The organism is Rhodococcus sp. IC4_135 (assembly GCF_011602025.1).
GTDB classification, from domain to species: domain Bacteria; phylum Actinomycetota; class Actinomycetes; order Mycobacteriales; family Mycobacteriaceae; genus Rhodococcus_F; species Rhodococcus_F baikonurensis.
The window spans coordinates 1-14,546 of sequence record NZ_JAAOLG010000031.1; the positions used below are offsets into that span (position 1 = coordinate 1).

Annotated in this window: 15 protein-coding genes; 3 read left to right on the forward strand and 12 right to left on the reverse strand. The window is 63.2% G+C overall.

All coding sequences use genetic code 11. From position 1 onward, the window contains the following. Window positions 1-126: ATP-binding cassette domain-containing protein (locus G8767_RS29890; protein WP_166813472.1), on the reverse strand; the 126-nt coding region annotated here is incomplete at its 3' end. Window positions 127-250: 124 nt separating this feature from the next. Between G8767_RS29890 and G8767_RS29895 the strand changes: the two genes are divergently transcribed. Next, window positions 251-1,573: an HNH endonuclease signature motif containing protein gene (locus G8767_RS29895; RefSeq protein WP_166813473.1), complete on the forward strand. Its 1,323-nt coding sequence runs from the start codon at window positions 251-253 to the stop codon at window positions 1,571-1,573. Between the two features lie 15 nt (window positions 1,574-1,588). Here G8767_RS29895 and G8767_RS29900 read toward each other — a convergent pair whose 3' ends face one another. From G8767_RS29900 to G8767_RS29935, 8 genes are all read right to left on the reverse strand, one after another. Then, window positions 1,589-3,190: a substrate-binding and VWA domain-containing protein gene (locus tag G8767_RS29900; protein ID WP_095972239.1), complete on the reverse strand. Its 1,602-nt coding sequence runs from the start codon at window positions 3,188-3,190 to the stop codon at window positions 1,589-1,591. 213 nt (window positions 3,191-3,403) lie between these two features. Further along, window positions 3,404-4,816: an acyl-CoA synthetase gene (locus G8767_RS29905; protein ID WP_166813523.1), complete on the reverse strand. Its 1,413-nt coding sequence runs from the start codon at window positions 4,814-4,816 to the stop codon at window positions 3,404-3,406. Between the two features lie 12 nt (window positions 4,817-4,828). Next, on the reverse strand, window positions 4,829-5,509 hold the full coding sequence (locus G8767_RS29910) for a rhomboid family intramembrane serine protease (protein WP_166813474.1): 681 nt from the start codon (window positions 5,507-5,509) through the stop codon (window positions 4,829-4,831). Between the two features lie 64 nt (window positions 5,510-5,573). After that, on the reverse strand, window positions 5,574-6,677 hold the full coding sequence (gene dapC, locus G8767_RS29915; protein WP_166813475.1) for a succinyldiaminopimelate transaminase: 1,104 nt from the start codon (window positions 6,675-6,677) through the stop codon (window positions 5,574-5,576). A 5-nt stretch (window positions 6,678-6,682) separates the two neighbouring features. Further along, on the reverse strand, window positions 6,683-7,006 hold the full coding sequence (gene fdxA / locus G8767_RS29920; protein WP_003945248.1) for a ferredoxin: 324 nt from the start codon (window positions 7,004-7,006) through the stop codon (window positions 6,683-6,685). Between the two features lie 146 nt (window positions 7,007-7,152). Then, the gene (locus G8767_RS29925) at window positions 7,153-7,911 is read right to left on the reverse strand and encodes a hypothetical protein (RefSeq protein ID WP_095972236.1); all 759 of its coding nucleotides are present in this window, start codon (window positions 7,909-7,911) and stop codon (window positions 7,153-7,155) included. Beyond that, complete coding sequence (locus tag G8767_RS29930) at window positions 7,911-10,469, reverse strand: bifunctional FO biosynthesis protein CofGH (protein WP_166813525.1); 2,559 nt, start codon at window positions 10,467-10,469, stop codon at window positions 7,911-7,913. Before G8767_RS29930 ends, G8767_RS29925 begins: the two co-directional genes overlap by 1 nt. 118 nt (window positions 10,470-10,587) lie before the next feature. Beyond that, window positions 10,588-10,776, reverse strand: a complete 189-nt coding sequence (locus tag G8767_RS29935; RefSeq protein WP_166813476.1) for a hypothetical protein — start codon at window positions 10,774-10,776, stop codon at window positions 10,588-10,590. Window positions 10,777-10,858: 82 nt separating this feature from the next. Here G8767_RS29935 and G8767_RS29940 point away from each other — a divergent pair, with 82 nt between their 5' ends. Both G8767_RS29940 and G8767_RS29945 read left to right on the forward strand, forming a co-directional pair. Beyond that, window positions 10,859-11,362, forward strand: a complete 504-nt coding sequence (locus tag G8767_RS29940) for a PH domain-containing protein (protein WP_095972233.1) — start codon at window positions 10,859-10,861, stop codon at window positions 11,360-11,362. After that, the gene (locus tag G8767_RS29945; RefSeq protein ID WP_095972232.1) at window positions 11,359-12,930 is read left to right on the forward strand and encodes a PH domain-containing protein; all 1,572 of its coding nucleotides are present in this window, start codon (window positions 11,359-11,361) and stop codon (window positions 12,928-12,930) included. Before G8767_RS29940 ends, G8767_RS29945 begins: the two co-directional genes overlap by 4 nt. Here the strand turns inward: G8767_RS29945 and G8767_RS29950 are convergent. From G8767_RS29950 to G8767_RS29960, 3 genes are all read right to left on the reverse strand, one after another. Continuing rightward, a complete protein-coding gene (locus G8767_RS29950) occupies window positions 12,890-13,735 on the reverse strand; it encodes a uroporphyrinogen-III synthase (protein WP_124567047.1) in 846 nt (281 codons plus the stop codon). The two genes, G8767_RS29945 and G8767_RS29950, sit on opposite strands and share 41 nt — an antisense overlap. A 51-nt stretch (window positions 13,736-13,786) precedes the next feature. Then, window positions 13,787-14,203 (reverse strand): hypothetical protein, encoded by a 417-nt coding sequence (locus tag G8767_RS29955; RefSeq protein ID WP_166813477.1) that lies wholly within the window; start codon window positions 14,201-14,203, stop codon window positions 13,787-13,789. Window positions 14,204-14,303: 100 nt separating this feature from the next. Next, window positions 14,304-14,519 (reverse strand): hypothetical protein, encoded by a 216-nt coding sequence (locus tag G8767_RS29960; RefSeq protein WP_166813471.1) that lies wholly within the window; start codon window positions 14,517-14,519, stop codon window positions 14,304-14,306. Between the last annotated feature and the right edge of the window lie 27 nt (window positions 14,520-14,546).

Below are 14,546 nucleotides of genomic sequence, written 5' to 3' on the forward strand. Positions count from 1 at the left end.
CGTCGACTTACCCGCACCGTTGGGGCCCAGAAAGCCCGTCACGATGCCCGGCTTGACCGTGAACGACAAATCGTCCACCGCTTTCGTCGGTCCGTAAACCTTGGTCAATCCCCTCAGTTCAATCATGCCGACCAGTCAACCACGAAAACCGAACTGTCGGAACTTTCGGTCACCAACAGAGAAAGGTGTTGCGGGCGTTCATTGTCGAGGCTATTATCGAATGTATGTTCGACACTACCGGGGGGTAAAAGTGACGACGCAAGTATCTGAACAGGCGATATCCAAACAGACGATATCCAAACAGACGATATCCGAAGAGACAATCGGACAATTCCGAGCGTCACTCGTCAGCATGGATCGTTCCATCGACAACGCAGCACGCGTTGATCTTCTGCGCGCGTTGGAAGAGTTGAAGGCCAGTTGTGCTGGGGCCCAGGCATTACTGGCTGCCGATCTCGACGCGTTCACCCGCAAGGACCGCGGCGAACGGGGAGTTCCGCGCGCATACCAGGGCCGTGGAATCAACGCGCAGATTGCCCTCGCACGGCGAGAGTCGGCATGGTTCGGAACTCAACATCTGAGCTTGGCCCGCGCACTGAGCGACGAGATGCCGCACACACTTCGACTACTCGTCCGTGGCTCCATCAGTGAGCATCAAGCGACAATTCTCATGCGTGAAACTGCCTGTCTCACAGTCCAGGATCGCGCTACATTGGATCGCGAGTTCTGCTGCGACGCTGCAATCTTGGACGGATGGGGCAACCACCAACTGACAGAAAGAATCCGCGCACGCACTGCCGAAATTGACTCCGACAGTGTTGCCAGACGAGCACGCAAAGCTGTGGGAGACAGACGAGTAACGTCACGGCCTGCACCCGACACGATGTGCTGGCTCAATGTGCTGCTTCCCGCAGCCGAAGGTATCGCCGTGCACGCCACGCTCAGGCGCGACGCAGATTCCGTACTTGCCGGCGGGGACAAGCGCACACGAGCGCAAATCATGGCTGATCTCCTGGTCGAGCGGGTTACCGGAATCGGTCGCGCCACACCGACACCCGTCACCGTGAATCTGGTTGTCTCCGACCAGTCATTGTTGGGCGACAATTCCGACCCGGCGCACGTTCATGGGTACGGGCCTGTACCAGCCGATATTGCACGCGAATGGATCGCCAAGTGCAGCGAAGACTCCGAAACAATGGCAACGGTCCGAAAACTCTACGCACGCCCCGACACCGGCGCATTGACCGCAATGGAATCCACGGCGAGAACATTCCCGAAGGGGTTGGCACGATTGATCGAACTCCGGGATCGCAGCTGCCGTACTCCGTGGTGCGACGCGCCGGTTCGCCACCGTGACCACATTCGCGATCACTCGAGGGGTGGACTCACCAGCGCAGCGAACGGTGCCGGGTTGTGCGCGGCATGCAATTACGCGAAACAGGGCTCGGACTGGTCTGCCGAACCTGTGCCGGGTAACCGGCACACCTTCACCACGACGACGCCTACCGGGCACCGATATTCGTCTGAGGCTCCGCCACTTCCGACACCCTGGACCGGTCCCGACGCGGCCTGAGTTCTTCGGTGGGGCTCATGATCCTCGGTGAGCCAGTGCGTTCACGAACACCTCGGAAATCTCCGAGGGGTCCCGTGCGATATAGGTCGACCCGCCCGTCACGCGGGAGATATCGGCGAGCGCTGCAGCGTCGGCGTCATCGGTGATGCCGATGGTGACGATGATGACCGGACGCGCCGGATCCTGCTCGCGTGCAAGAACATCGAGCAGCTGTTCACGGCTGATGCTGTCGGGATCTTCGTTTGCACCGTCGGTCAAGATGATGACGCTGTTGACCGCTCGCGGATCGTACGATTCCTGGACTTTCCGGAAGGCAGCCAGCGTCGTGTCGTACAAACCTGTGGCACCACGCTTGAGTTCGGTGAGCCGGTTCGCTTGATCAGCCATCAACTTTCGTTGAGTCACGCCGTCGACGATGGTGTCGTAGCGCCTGATCGGCACTAATTCCTGGAAGTCCTGGGTTCCGTTCATACCTTGGGAGAAGGCCCACAGACCGGCAGCGACGCTGTCCGGGAAGACTTGATTGCCGGCGAGAGCAGCAGCAGTGGTCAACTGCATGCGCGTCTTGCCACCTGCCGCCGGATAGTCCATCGATGCAGACACGTCGATCGCGACGAGTGTTCGGATCGGCTTGGCCATCAACGCCCAAGCACCCAGTGTCTGATCGGCCACCGACTGTTCGGAGACAGTCAATGCCGTGACGTCACCAACCCCACCTTCGACGGCTCCACCGCCGGAAGTACGGAAACCGCTGCGTGCCAGCACTTCCTGGGCAGATTCACTGTGCAACAGCTCGGCGATGGCGTCACTCTTCTTGGCTGCGGCGTAGTGCCGATCCGGTGCCGACGCACTGACCACCAGTGGGTAGTCCATGATCATGGTTCCAGTCGCCGGCACTGTCGCGGAAATCTTCGACTCTGCCTTCGTGAACTCGACCACCTGCTGCTCGGTCGAAACACCAACCTTGCCTGAGCTGACCAATTCGGTGAGCATCTTCTGTCCTACCGGCTGATCTTCGGTACGAACACTTTCGGCTTGAGCATGGGGTACGAGTGCCGCTCGAACCGATTCGGAGGTGGCCCCGGTCTCCGCGAGAGCTCCGAGAATGGGCGCCGATGCAACCCCGGTGAACAATGGATTGCCCAGCGCGAGGTCAGGAACCTGTAGCGCTGTGAGCCAACTGGCAAACTGCTCGCCACCGCCGGAGGCGAGAACGACAGGTGAGGTCGCGATCGAACCGCCGGCCGCAGCGACCGGTCCCTTGGCCGTCAATGAAGCTTTGCCGACCCACGCTGTCGAATCCGGTATCCACATGTCCGGCGCGTCCACACCCTTGCCCAAAGTTCCCGCGACATCGCCGGGCAGCGCAGAGGTGACCGTGATCCGCGAACAGCCCGTCTGCTCCGGCGACGCTTCTGCGAGGATCTCCGTTACTGCAGGCGCGATCGCAGGATCTGCTGCCAGCGAGTACTCGTCGACGCTCTCGCAGGAATCGGACTGTGTTGCCTTGAAGACCACCACCCCGGTGGCGACTACCGCGACGGCAACCAACCCACCCACTGCGTAGAACCCGATCGACCGCCCGCTGTCAGGACTCGAATGCCGTCCGCCCGCCATGAAATCTGCCCTTCCGAGGCCACTCGCACTCAGGCATACCGACGGCATGCGTGCGACTGGAGCTATCCCTACCGGGCGGTAGTGTAGCCAAGAACACAGAATTTCCAACTAGCGCTGAATCATCGGCGAACCGGCGGGCCCACATTCCGGGGCAGGCGGGCCGAACTCACCAAGATTCGAGCGCCGGAGCGACTTTTCAGCAATCGGCTCCGCTCACCACAGGTCGCGCTTCTGGACCTTACCCATCGCGTTACGCGGCAGAGTCTCGGCAAAACGAACTTCGCGGGGACGCTTGTGCGCCGACAACTCTGCCCCGACCAACTCGACCAATTCGGCTTCGGTGACGTCGGGACTGCCTGGCTTGCGGACGACGACGGCGATGATCCGCTGCCCCAGATCGGCGTCGGGGACACCGATCACCGCAACTTCGGACACCGAGGGGTGCCCGAGGATGGCAGTCTCGATCTCGCCTGCGCCGACTCTGAATCCGCCGGTTTTGATCAAGTCGATGGATTCGCGGCCGACGATTCGGTGGAACCCACCCTCGTCGATGACGGCGACATCACCGGTCTTGAAGTAGCCGTCCTCCGTCCAGGACTCGGCGGTTGCGTCTGGACGGTTCAAGTAACCGTCGAAAAGCATCGGCCCACGTACCTGCAGGCCGCCGATGCTCTCGCCGTCGTGTGGAACATCGTTGCCTTTTTCGTCACGAAGACGAGTCTCGACACCGCGCAATGGCACTCCGACCCAACCCGGGCGTCGCTCGCCGTCGAATCGAGTACTCAGCGTCAGCATCGTCTCGCTCATGCCGTAACGCTCAATTGGGGTCAATCCTGTTCGCTCACGCAACTTTTCGAAGACTGGGACGGGAAGCGGCGCACTGCCGGAGACCAGCAGCCGAGCGCCGGACAACGCACGGGCCGCCTCTTCGTCTTCGGCGATACGCGACCAGACGGTGGGGACACCGAAGTAGAGGGAGCCTTTGGCTCGTGCGTAGTTTTCCGGCGTCGGCTTGACGGTATGGATCACCCGGCTGCCGATCCGGAGCGGACCGAGGATTCCGAGGATCAGCCCGTGCACGTGGAAGAGCGGAAGCCCGTGCACGAGAGTGTCTCGCCACGTCCAGTCCCAGGCCTCGGCGAGCGCGTCGATCCCGGCTGCGATGGCCGAGCGACTGAGCAGAACACCCTTCGGTGGGCCGGTGGTTCCCGAGGTGTACAGGACGAACGCTGTGGACTGAGGAGCCGGTTCGGGATAGCTGTGCCATGAGCGCGCATGCAACCGGACGGGGACTACCGGCAGAGTGTCGCAGTGCTCGTCCGTTTCACCGAGCCACGCCTGAGCTCCGGAGTCACGCAGAATGTGCTCCCGCTCAGCCCTGCCCGAGTCCGGCGGTACCGGCACAACGGTGACGCCGGCAATCAATGCACCGACGACGGCGAGGATCGTTTTTGCTGTGGGAGTTGCCAATACGGCAACCCGGTCGGCCTGCGCCACTCGTTCCGCGACCGAGGTCGCGGCACCGAGAATGGCACTCCGCGAGAGCACCGTGTCACCGATCGTCACGGCGTCGTCGAGGTCGTCACCGCGGGCAACAGCAAGGGGGTTCAGTGATCTCAGCAGCACCACGACAGCATCTCACAGCGCAGACGGTCGCAAACTTTCTCCTGCCCGACGCGCGTCCATCGAGTGAGGAGGGAACAGCGTCACCAGCGCCGCCCCCAGTAGAGCTCCGGAAAGAACTGCGAATCCGTGCGCGTCGTCGACCGTCACCAGAGTTGCACCGCCGACGACAATCACGGCAGTCAGAAAAATCTCGGGCATTCGCGAGCGCACCAGAACGCCGATCCCCGCCGCCGCCGCTGCCAGAGCCAGTGTCGCACCGGAGTTACCGGCGCCGGTCGACGGGAAGACTGCGGTGGTGAGCAAACCGAACAGCAATTGACCGAGCAGGAAGAGTGCCCAACCGCGTGCGGCGCCCCAGAGCCGAAAAGCAGGCGGCGCCACCACTGCCAACGTGAGAAGGTTGGCAACCGTCCCGGCAAGGCCGCCGTCCTGGACGAACACCGACGTCAGAATCCGCCACCACTGACCGTCGCGGATCAACGTGGGATCACGGCGAAACATGTCCAACAGTCCCGGCATCAGCGCCTGCAAAATTGACGGCACTGCCACCACGAGCCAAAGCACAACGGCCGAAAGAGGTAGGTCTCCGAATATTCGACGATCCTTCAGCCACGCGAGCATCAGCGCGATCGAGGCAACAACGACGGCGACAATCAGTACCGCGTCCAAGCCGCCGGTCCCTGAGGTGGTCACAGCGCGACCTTACATCGGACTGCTACCGACATCAGGGAACCTGACACCCGCGAAAACACACGGTTCAGGCGGAGAGGCGCTTTGCTGCCGCGGCGATTCGTTCGTCTGTTGCGGTGAGAGCGATCCGAACGTGCTTGCTCCCGCTCGGTCCGTAGAACTCACCGGGCGCAACGAGGATCCCACGATCGGCGAACCAACTGACCGTGGCTCGGCATTCCTCGCCGCGGGTTGCCCAGAGGTACAGACCGGCCTCGGAATTGTCGACGGTGAATCCGGCGCCTCGGACAGCTTCGATCAACACGCTGCGACGCTCGCGGTACCGCTCGCGCTGGACGTTCTCGTGTTGGTCGTCGCCCAAGGCTGCGGTCATCGCGGCTTGGATCGGCAAAGGCAGGATCATGCCCGCGTGCTTGCGCACCTCGAGCAGTTCCGACACCAGAGCCGGATCACCGGTGACGAACCCGGCGCGATAGCTTGCGAGATTCGACGTCTTCGAAAGTGAATGGACCGCAAGCAAACCGGTCAGATCGCCGCCGTTGACCCGAGGATCGAGGATGGAGAGTGCATCGGCTTCCCAGGTCAACCCGAGGTAGCACTCGTCGGAGACGACGATGGCGCCGCGCTCGCGTGCCCAGGCCACGACCTTCTGCAAGTGCTCGAGCCCGAGCACCTTTCCGGTGGGGTTGGACGGCGAGTTCACGAAGATCATCGCCGCCGACTCGGGACCTAGCTTGTTCAAGCCGTCGGCGCGCAGAACGCGCGCGCCTGCGAGTTTCGCCGCGACCTCGTAGGTCGGGTATGCCAACTCCGGAATGACCACCAGATCGTCGGCGCCGAGACCGAGCAATTTCGGCAGCCACGCGATCATTTCCTTGGTACCGATGGCCGGCAGCACCGCTGCCGGATCGACGTCGGGAATGTTGTAACGGCGATCCAGTGACTCCGCCACGGCCTCGCGCAGTGCGAGCGTGCCATGAGTAGTCGGATATCCCGGCACCTCGGCAACAGATGCCAAAGCCTCCTGGATTACCGGATCCACCGGATCAACCGGCGTACCCACGGACAGGTTCACGATGCCGTCGGGATGAGAGTGTGCCTTCGCCGTGACGTCGGCGAGCGAATCCCACGGAAAATCAGGAAGCCCAGCGGCCACCGGAGTACGAGACAAGATCTCTATTCCTCACCCATGGGAGGCAGCGCCTTGATGAACGGCGTGTCGTAGTCGACCTTGCCGAGCTTGGCTGCTCCACCCGGCGAACCGAGATCGTCGAAGAAATCGACGTTGGTGCTGATGTAAGCGTTCCACTGGTCCGGGACGTCGTCTTCGTAGAAGATGGCTTCGACGGGACAGACAGGCTCACACGCGCCGCAGTCGACACACTCGTCGGGGTGGATGTAAAGCATGCGTCCACCCTCGTAGATGCAGTCGACAGGGCATTCTTCGATGCACGCCTTGTCCATCACATCTACACACGGTTCAGCAATCGTGTAGGTCACTGCCGATCTCCCTGCCTTCCTGTCGTGCATCGCCGCCGCAACACGCAGTTGCAAGGGGCCGAAAATCCGATACGACTCTCACGTACCGCGGGAACAGCCTATTATCCCCCTGCCGACCGACTCTGAGCAGGCGGGGGTAACACATTTCAGCCTACTGTGGTGATGTTCCTCGACCGAATCGCGATCCACTTCTCCCCCGCGGCAGCAGCGCGAACCAGTGCACCGCGTTCACCGAGGTAATCCGCCACGACGCCGATCACCGGAATCTTGCCGAAAACCTCGTACGGCTTTGTCCGCGACGGCCGCTTGTGCAGCTCGTCCGTGATGGCACGAAAAGTCTTGGACGTGCGCCACAACGTGCCGATGAGCGCGAACGGGCGCCAGGTCTCGTCGGCGCCGCCGGCTGATTTCTCGGCGAAGTCCTCTCCGGCGAGAAGCTCTCGGGACTTCGTCTCACGCCGGCACAACACCGACGCCAGGAGGTCCACCTGCTGATCCCGTTCCGTCACTCCGTGTTCACGGGCAACCGCAACGAGCACAACGGCCTGATTCGCGAATGCCAGCAGGTCCTGGATCGGGAGCCGATTGAGGAGGACGCCGAAGATGCCGGGGAACGCGACGGCAACGGTGTTGAGTGCGCCCAACCGGGTCGTCCACCACTTCGAACGCTGCTCGTCGGTCATCACCGACCACGCCGCCGTCCCGGGGAACTTGACGACATCGAGGACCCAAGCGGCTGCGTCCAACACCATCGCGGCAGCATTTCGCTCGGGATCGGTCGGCTCGAAGGTCCGACGCTTGATTCCGAGCGGATCGCTGTAGGCGAGGTCGAGAACGGGGTTGATGCCCCAGACCGCCCGATCGAGAACCTCGACGACCTTGCGGTCCCCCAGTACGTCAGCCATCAGGCGATCGCTCCTTCGCGTCGTGCGTGTGTGGTGGTTCGTTCGCGTGCCGGCCGTCCGATTCCCTCGGCGATGGCGCGCAGCTCTGCGACGGTCTTCTCGGACCCGTGTTCGGAGCCGGCCATCCTCGAGATCGTCTCCTCCATCAGCGTTCCGCCGAGGTCGTTGGCTCCGCCGTTGAGCATCATCTGCGTTCCGGTGATACCGAGCTTGACCCAGCTGGTCTGGATGTTGGGGATACGACCGTGCAGCATGATGCGTGCCAGTGCGTGCGCAGCGCGGTTGTCCCGGTTGGTCGGCCCTGGCCGTGAAGCACCCGCCAGGTACAGCGGCGCGCTCTGGTGAACGAACGGAAGCAGCACGAACTCCGTGAATCCGCCTGTGCGATCCTGGATTCCACGGAGGACGTTCAGGTGCCCGACCCAGTGGTGCGGCTGATCGACGTGTCCGTACATCATCGTCGAACTCGACCGCAGTCCCACCTCGTGTGCCGTGGTGACCACTTCGATCCACTCCGCCGTGGGCAGCTTGCCCTTGGTGAGGATCCAGCGCACCTCGTCGTCGAGGATCTCCGCTGCCGTACCGGGAATGGTGTCGAGGCCCGCCTCACGCAGGGCGGTCAGCCAGTCCCTGATGCTTTCACCGCTGCGCGAAGCACCGTTGACGATCTCCATGGGCGAGAACGCATGGACGTGCATCGACGGCACGCGTTTCTTGACTGCGCGAACCAGGTCGGCGTAACCGGTGACGGGAAGTTCCGGATCGATACCGCCCTGCATGCACACTTCGGTCGCGCCGGCGACGTGCGCTTCCCACGCACGGTCGGCAACCTGGTCCGCCGACAGGGTGAAGGCGTCGGCGTCACCCTTGCGCTGCGCGAACGCACAGAACCGGCAGCCCGTGTAGCAGATGTTGGTGAAGTTGATGTTCCGGTTCACCACGTAGGTGACGTCCTCGCCGACAGCATCCTTGCGTAGCGCATCCGCCAGCGCCACAACAGCTTCCAGGCCCGGTCCGTCCGCGGTCGCAAGAGCAAGGTACTCGTCGTCGGAGCATCCGGCCGGGTCGCGTTCGGCACTGCGCAATGCAGCCAACAGATCGGTGTCGACGCGAATCGGAGCACTCAACTCGAGTACCTGTTCGCGCACGGTCTCCCAGTCGCCGAACGCACTGCCCAGGTCACTGCGGGTCTCGGTGTTGCGCCCGTCCGTGTCGATCTCGGTATTGAGATCGATGCGTCCGCTCGATTCCCACGACTCGTCCGGCTCCTGCCACGGTCGACCCACCGGCTTGGTGTCGGGCAAGGCGAGGCCGGTCTTGGGATCCGCCAGTGCCTGCACGTGACCCGCAATGCGCGGATCGATCCACGGAGCCCCGGCCAGGACATATGCCGGCTGAGCCGCAGTGCGTTCGGTCAGCGTGAAGCCGCCTTCGGCGCTGATCTCGGCCAAGGTCTCGAGATTCGGCCACGGGCGCTCCGGGTTGACGTGATCGGGGGTCAACGGCGATACCCCGCCCCAGTCGTCCACACCGGCGCCGAGCAGCGCGAGGCACTCGCTGTTCGAGACGAGATTCGGCGGACTCTGAATCCGCATCGTCGGCCCGAGCAACAGGCGTGCGACGGCGATGGCCGCGAGAAACTCGTCGAGTCCTGCATCAGGGGTGTTGCGCATCGCGGTATCAGGCTTGGCCAGGAAGTTCTGAATGATCACTTCCTGGATGTGGCCGAACGCCTTCTGCGACTTGCGTATCGCCATGATCGATTCGGCACGCTCGAGGAAGTTCTCCCCGATGCCCACAAGAATTCCCGTGGTGAACGGGATGTTCAGGCGGCCTGCGTCGGTCAGAGTGCGCAGCCGAACCGCCGGGTCCTTGTCCGGGCTGCCGTAGTGGCATTCGCCTTTGTCGGTGAACAGCCGAGTAGCGGTCGTCTCGAGCATCATGCCCATCGACGGCGCAACAGGCTTGAGTCGCGAGAGCTCTTGCCAGCTCATCACACCGGGATTCAAGTGCGGAAGAAGTCCGGTCTCCTCGAGCACCCGAATCGACATCGCCCGCACGTAGTCGAGGGTGGAGTCGTAGCCGCGTTCGTCCAGCCATTGCTTGGCTTCCGGCCAGCGAGCCTCGGGGCGATCCCCCAGCGTGAACAACGCTTCCTTGCAGCCCAATTCGGCACCTGCCCGGGCAATGTCCAAAACCTCGTCAGGCTCAAGGAACATGCCGTGCCCAGCGGCACGCAGCTTCCCGGGCACCGTGACGAAGGTGCAGTAGTGGCACTTGTCCTGGCACAGACGGGTCAGCGGAATGAACACTTTCCGCGAATACGTCACGGTGTTCGGCCGACCCGCTGCCAGCAGACCGGCATCGCGAACCTTGGCCGCCGAGGAACACAGATCGGTCAGATCGGTTCCCCGTGCCTGCAGCAGCGTTGCCGCCTCGTCGACGTTCAGGGTCGCTCCGTCGCGTGCACGACGGAGAACTCGCCGCATCGCCGACGCTGACGGGCCGGGCGACGGACTGGACGAGGCGGACGCGGAAATGCCTGGCATCGGAAGCATGGTGGGTTTGCCGGAGTCATCACCAGTTCGGTTCACCTAGCGATCATGCGCCATGTGAGACGACTAGTGCCACCCGGTGCCAGAAGTAGGAGGCCTCACGGGCTCGATACCGCCTCGATCATGAGGGCGGATAGTCGTCGTCGACCGCTACATCGACTCGTTGATCCACCACGTCAGCCACTGGTGCGTCGAGTGGGATGTCGGTCAGATCGGGTTCTTCGGGGGCGTTCGGATCTACGGGTGTCGATTGTTCGAGCGCATCTGATTCCGGAGCCTCCGGGTCGAATGTCGCATCTTGTTCGGTCATCACGTACTCCCTTCGCGGTCGCCACACTCCACGATAGGGCCGATGTCGACAGATCGCCCCTCACTCGACCAAAGTAGTGCCCATGACTGCGCCGCAACCGCTGACCATGGCCGACCCACTATGGCGACCCAGCACCAAAGCCCCGAGGCTGTGGGCAATCACTGCCTCACTGTTCTGGGTACCCGTCATCATCGCCGAAATCGTCTGTGCCGTCTTGATACCCGGAATCCCGTCCTGGGTGGTCGGCACCGTATTCGCAGTCACCGTTCTCTTCGCTGCCACCTACATTCTGATGGTTCCGGCGTGGCGGTATCGCGTCCACCGATGGGAGATCAGTGACACCGCGGTGTACACACGCACCGGCTGGTTCACCCAGGAACGACGCATCGCACCGATCTCGCGCGTGCAGACAGTGGACACCGAGCGCGGACCGATCGACCGGATGTTGGGTCTGGCAACCGTGACGGTCACGACGGCGTCGTCGGCCGGAGCCGTGAAGATCTCCGCGCTCGACCAGGAAATCGCCGATCGCACGGTCGCTCAACTGACGGAGATCGCGGGCACCAACGTGGGAGACGCAACGTGAACGAGAAACAGTTGGGCGACCCGACCGCGATCGACATTCCCGCCGAGGCGGAAACGGCAGCTGCCGAGGCAGCCGAAGAGGAGCAGCCCTGGCTCCGCCTCGACCGACGCATGCTTCTGGTTCACCCCGTCAACGAAGTGGTCAAGCTCCTCCCGGTCCTGCTCGTCTCCGTTGTTCTCGGCAGCCAATCCGGGAATCACTGGTGGGGACTCGGCGTCGTCACTCTGCTCGTCGTCTTCGGTCTGTTGCGGTACTTCACCACCACGTACCGAATCGGGCCCGTTCACGTACAGCTGCGCACCGGGGTCTTCCAGAAGAAGCTGCTCTCCGTCCCGCGCAGCCGCATCCGATCCGTCGACGTCGAAGCCGGGGTCATGCACCGACTGCTCGGACTGTCGATCGTGCGCATCGGGACCGGCCAACGCGCTGGGAGCGGCCACGATTCGAACAAGTTCGAGCTCAACGCCCTGTCGACTGCCCTGGTTCCGGACCTGCGCGCCGCACTGTTGGCCGGCGCGCAACAGGCACGAGGGCTGCAAACCCCGGGCGCTCCGGCCTCGAACGTCACCGAACCGGTCGACACCGAGATCGGACACTGGGAGCCCAGTTGGGTTCGCTACGCACCCTTTTCGTTCACCGGGATCGCCATCATCGCAGCGATCATCGGCATCTCGTTTCAATACGGCATCGGCACTGCCGTCGCGAAATCGTCGGCAGTAAGCGACAGCTTCGACTCCCTCGAGAGCCTCGGCATCGCGCTGATGGTCGTCATCGCGCTCGTCGTGCTGCTCGTGCTGTCGAGTGCACTCGCCTGCGTCCAATACCTGATCGCGTTCGGCAACATGAAACTCACCGACAACGGACGCATCCTGCATGTCAGTCACGGCCTGTTGAAGACTCGGCAGACCACACTCGACCGCGCCCGCCTGCGCGGCACGACGCTCAAGGAACCGCTCCTGCTGCGGCTGGCCCGCGGCGCGCGGCTCGACGCCATCATGACCGGGGTGAGCGCCGAGAAGAAGGAATCTTCACTGCTGCTGCCGCAGGGACCACGCCGGGAGGCCGAGCGAGTGATGGCCACCGTGATCGGTGATTCACGCCAGGCTTCCACCCCGCTGATCCCGCACGGCCCGGCGGCGCGCCGTCGCCGCTACACCCGGGCACTGTTTCTCGCGACAGTGGCGTTCCTGGTCTGCGTGGCGTGCGCGGCATCCGGCGTGCACGTGCCGATCTACGCGTGGTTCGGGGTCGCTGTGCTCGCGATCGGCGGCGCTGCGCTCGCCTACGACCGATACAACGGCCTCGGCCACGCAGTTCTGCCGGGGTGGTTGATCACCCGAAGCGGCTCGCTCGACCGACAGCGTCACAGTCTCGAATCCGAAGGTGTCATCGGATGGACGGTGCGCGAGACGTTCTTCCAGCGGCGCGCAGGTGTGGCAACCGTGGTTGCTGCGACGCCGGCAGGCACGGGAAGCTACGAGGTGATCGATCTCCCCGCCGAGAACGCGTGGGCCTTGATCGAAGCCGTCACTCCGGGCGGTGGCGACGTCTGGGCAGGTCGTCGATGATGAGCCTCGCCAGCGAACCGAGACGAGATCGCTCCGGCTGGATGGTCGGAACACCGAGGAGTTCGAGCGGAGCGGCCGTCACCGGTCCGACGCAGTAGGTCGGTACCGGTCCGCGCATCGCTGCGACGAACCGCTCCAGCTCGCCCATTTCTTTTGCCGTGCTGAGCATCGAGGAGACCGCGGGGGCACTGGTGAAGGTCAGCGCGTCGATTGCACCGGAACGAACTGCAGCAACCAACGCGCGGACCGGCGACTGATCCGGCGGCCGGATCCACCGATAGACCGACACCGGAGTGACAACCGCGCCGATGTCGGCGAGGGAGGCGCTCAGGTCCGTCAGCGGCTCCCATTCGGTGATGGTGCCGTGCAACTGAACCGCGACGCGTAAACCGGCCACTCCCTCGCTTCCGAGGTGTGCCAGAACTTCCTCGGACGACTCGCCCGAAGGCGACCATTCCTCACGCAGTCCGGCGCCCCGGATGGCGCCCGTCGCCTTCGGGCCGCGGGCGATGATGCGCGTGCGGGCGAGAGCTCCGAGGAACTCGTCGGTCAAACCCCACGACGCGACGGCGTCGAGCCAACCTCGAAAGCCGATTCCGGTGCTGATCACGACCAATTCCGGTGGCTCGGCAATCAAAGCGGACGTCTGAGTGCGCAGGTCTCGATCGTCCACCAACGGCAGCACATGGATCACCGGTGTTCGAACGATCTCCGCGCCTCGACGTTCGAGGAGCGTCGCAAATTCTTCGACACGCCGTTCTGCGGTCAAGGCGATGGTCGCGCCCGCCAAGTCATGTTCAGCCACAGGCTGAGTGTCCCTTATGCACGGGTCAGTTTCCTACGCGCGCGCCGAGAACTAGTGCGAACTGAGGGTGGCAAGCCTGTTGATCGCTACTTTGAAGAGGAAAACCGCGGCCGGAGCGATTGCGCCGACCAGCAGCAGGAAGGTCAGCGGGGACGAGAGCACCAGCACGTCGCCGCCTGGACCACCGACCATGCACACCAAGAACCCGACGATCCAACCGGCGAGGGGCAAGGCGGCCCTACCCGGCGTCGTAACCGTGCGGGCGGCGATCACCAAGACGAGGTTCGCCACCGCTGCCACGAGAATGCTGATCGGAAATGCCGTCGTACCGAGATGAGTCGGCAAGAACAGGACGGACAACACCGCGCACAGGAACCCGTCGAAAATCAGGACGCCGAGGATGACAGGGTCGAGCCACGGCAGTGACGTTCCTGTCGAAGCGCCTGTGTTGTTCTCGGCCGTGATCATGGTTTCGATAGTGGTCTATCGACGGCTGACGCGCGAGCGCGGGGTCCCTCCCGACAAGCACCCCGGCTCGCACCCGACAAGTACGAAGTCGATCAGTCGATCAGGGAACCGGTGGGAACCCGAGCAGCGTCAGCAGATGACTTTGCTGATCTGCGAACGCGTAGAGCGATCCGTAATACATGTCGTGGTAGTAACCGGCCATCGGACGCAACGAATCGACGAAGGCAACGATCTGGTTCTGCAGATCCCAGTTGTACATTTCTTCAGCCCCCAGGCTTTTTTTCACCGAAAGGACCACCCATCCGGTGACACGCATCACACACCACTACGGCGTCGATCGCAA

Excerpts from the sequence above, each read along its gene's own strand:
- G8767_RS29900 (WP_095972239.1), bottom strand. The coding sequence starts at position 3,190 with ATGGCGGGCGGACGGCATTCGAGTCCTGACAGCGGGCGGTCGATCGGG.
- G8767_RS29925 (WP_095972236.1), bottom strand. The coding sequence starts at position 7,911 with ATGGCTGACGTACTGGGGGACCGCAAGGTCGTCGAGGTTCTCGATCGG.
- G8767_RS29930 (WP_166813525.1), bottom strand. The coding sequence starts at position 10,469 with ATGCTTCCGATGCCAGGCATTTCCGCGTCCGCCTCGTCCAGTCCGTCG.
- G8767_RS29935 (WP_166813476.1), bottom strand. The coding sequence starts at position 10,776 with ATGACCGAACAAGATGCGACATTCGACCCGGAGGCTCCGGAATCAGAT.
- G8767_RS29940 (WP_095972233.1), top strand. The coding sequence starts at position 10,859 with ATGACTGCGCCGCAACCGCTGACCATGGCCGACCCACTATGGCGACCC.
- G8767_RS29955 (WP_166813477.1), bottom strand. The coding sequence starts at position 14,203 with ATGATCACGGCCGAGAACAACACAGGCGCTTCGACAGGAACGTCACTG.
- G8767_RS29960 (WP_166813471.1), bottom strand. The coding sequence starts at position 14,519 with ATGCGTGTCACCGGATGGGTGGTCCTTTCGGTGAAAAAAAGCCTGGGG.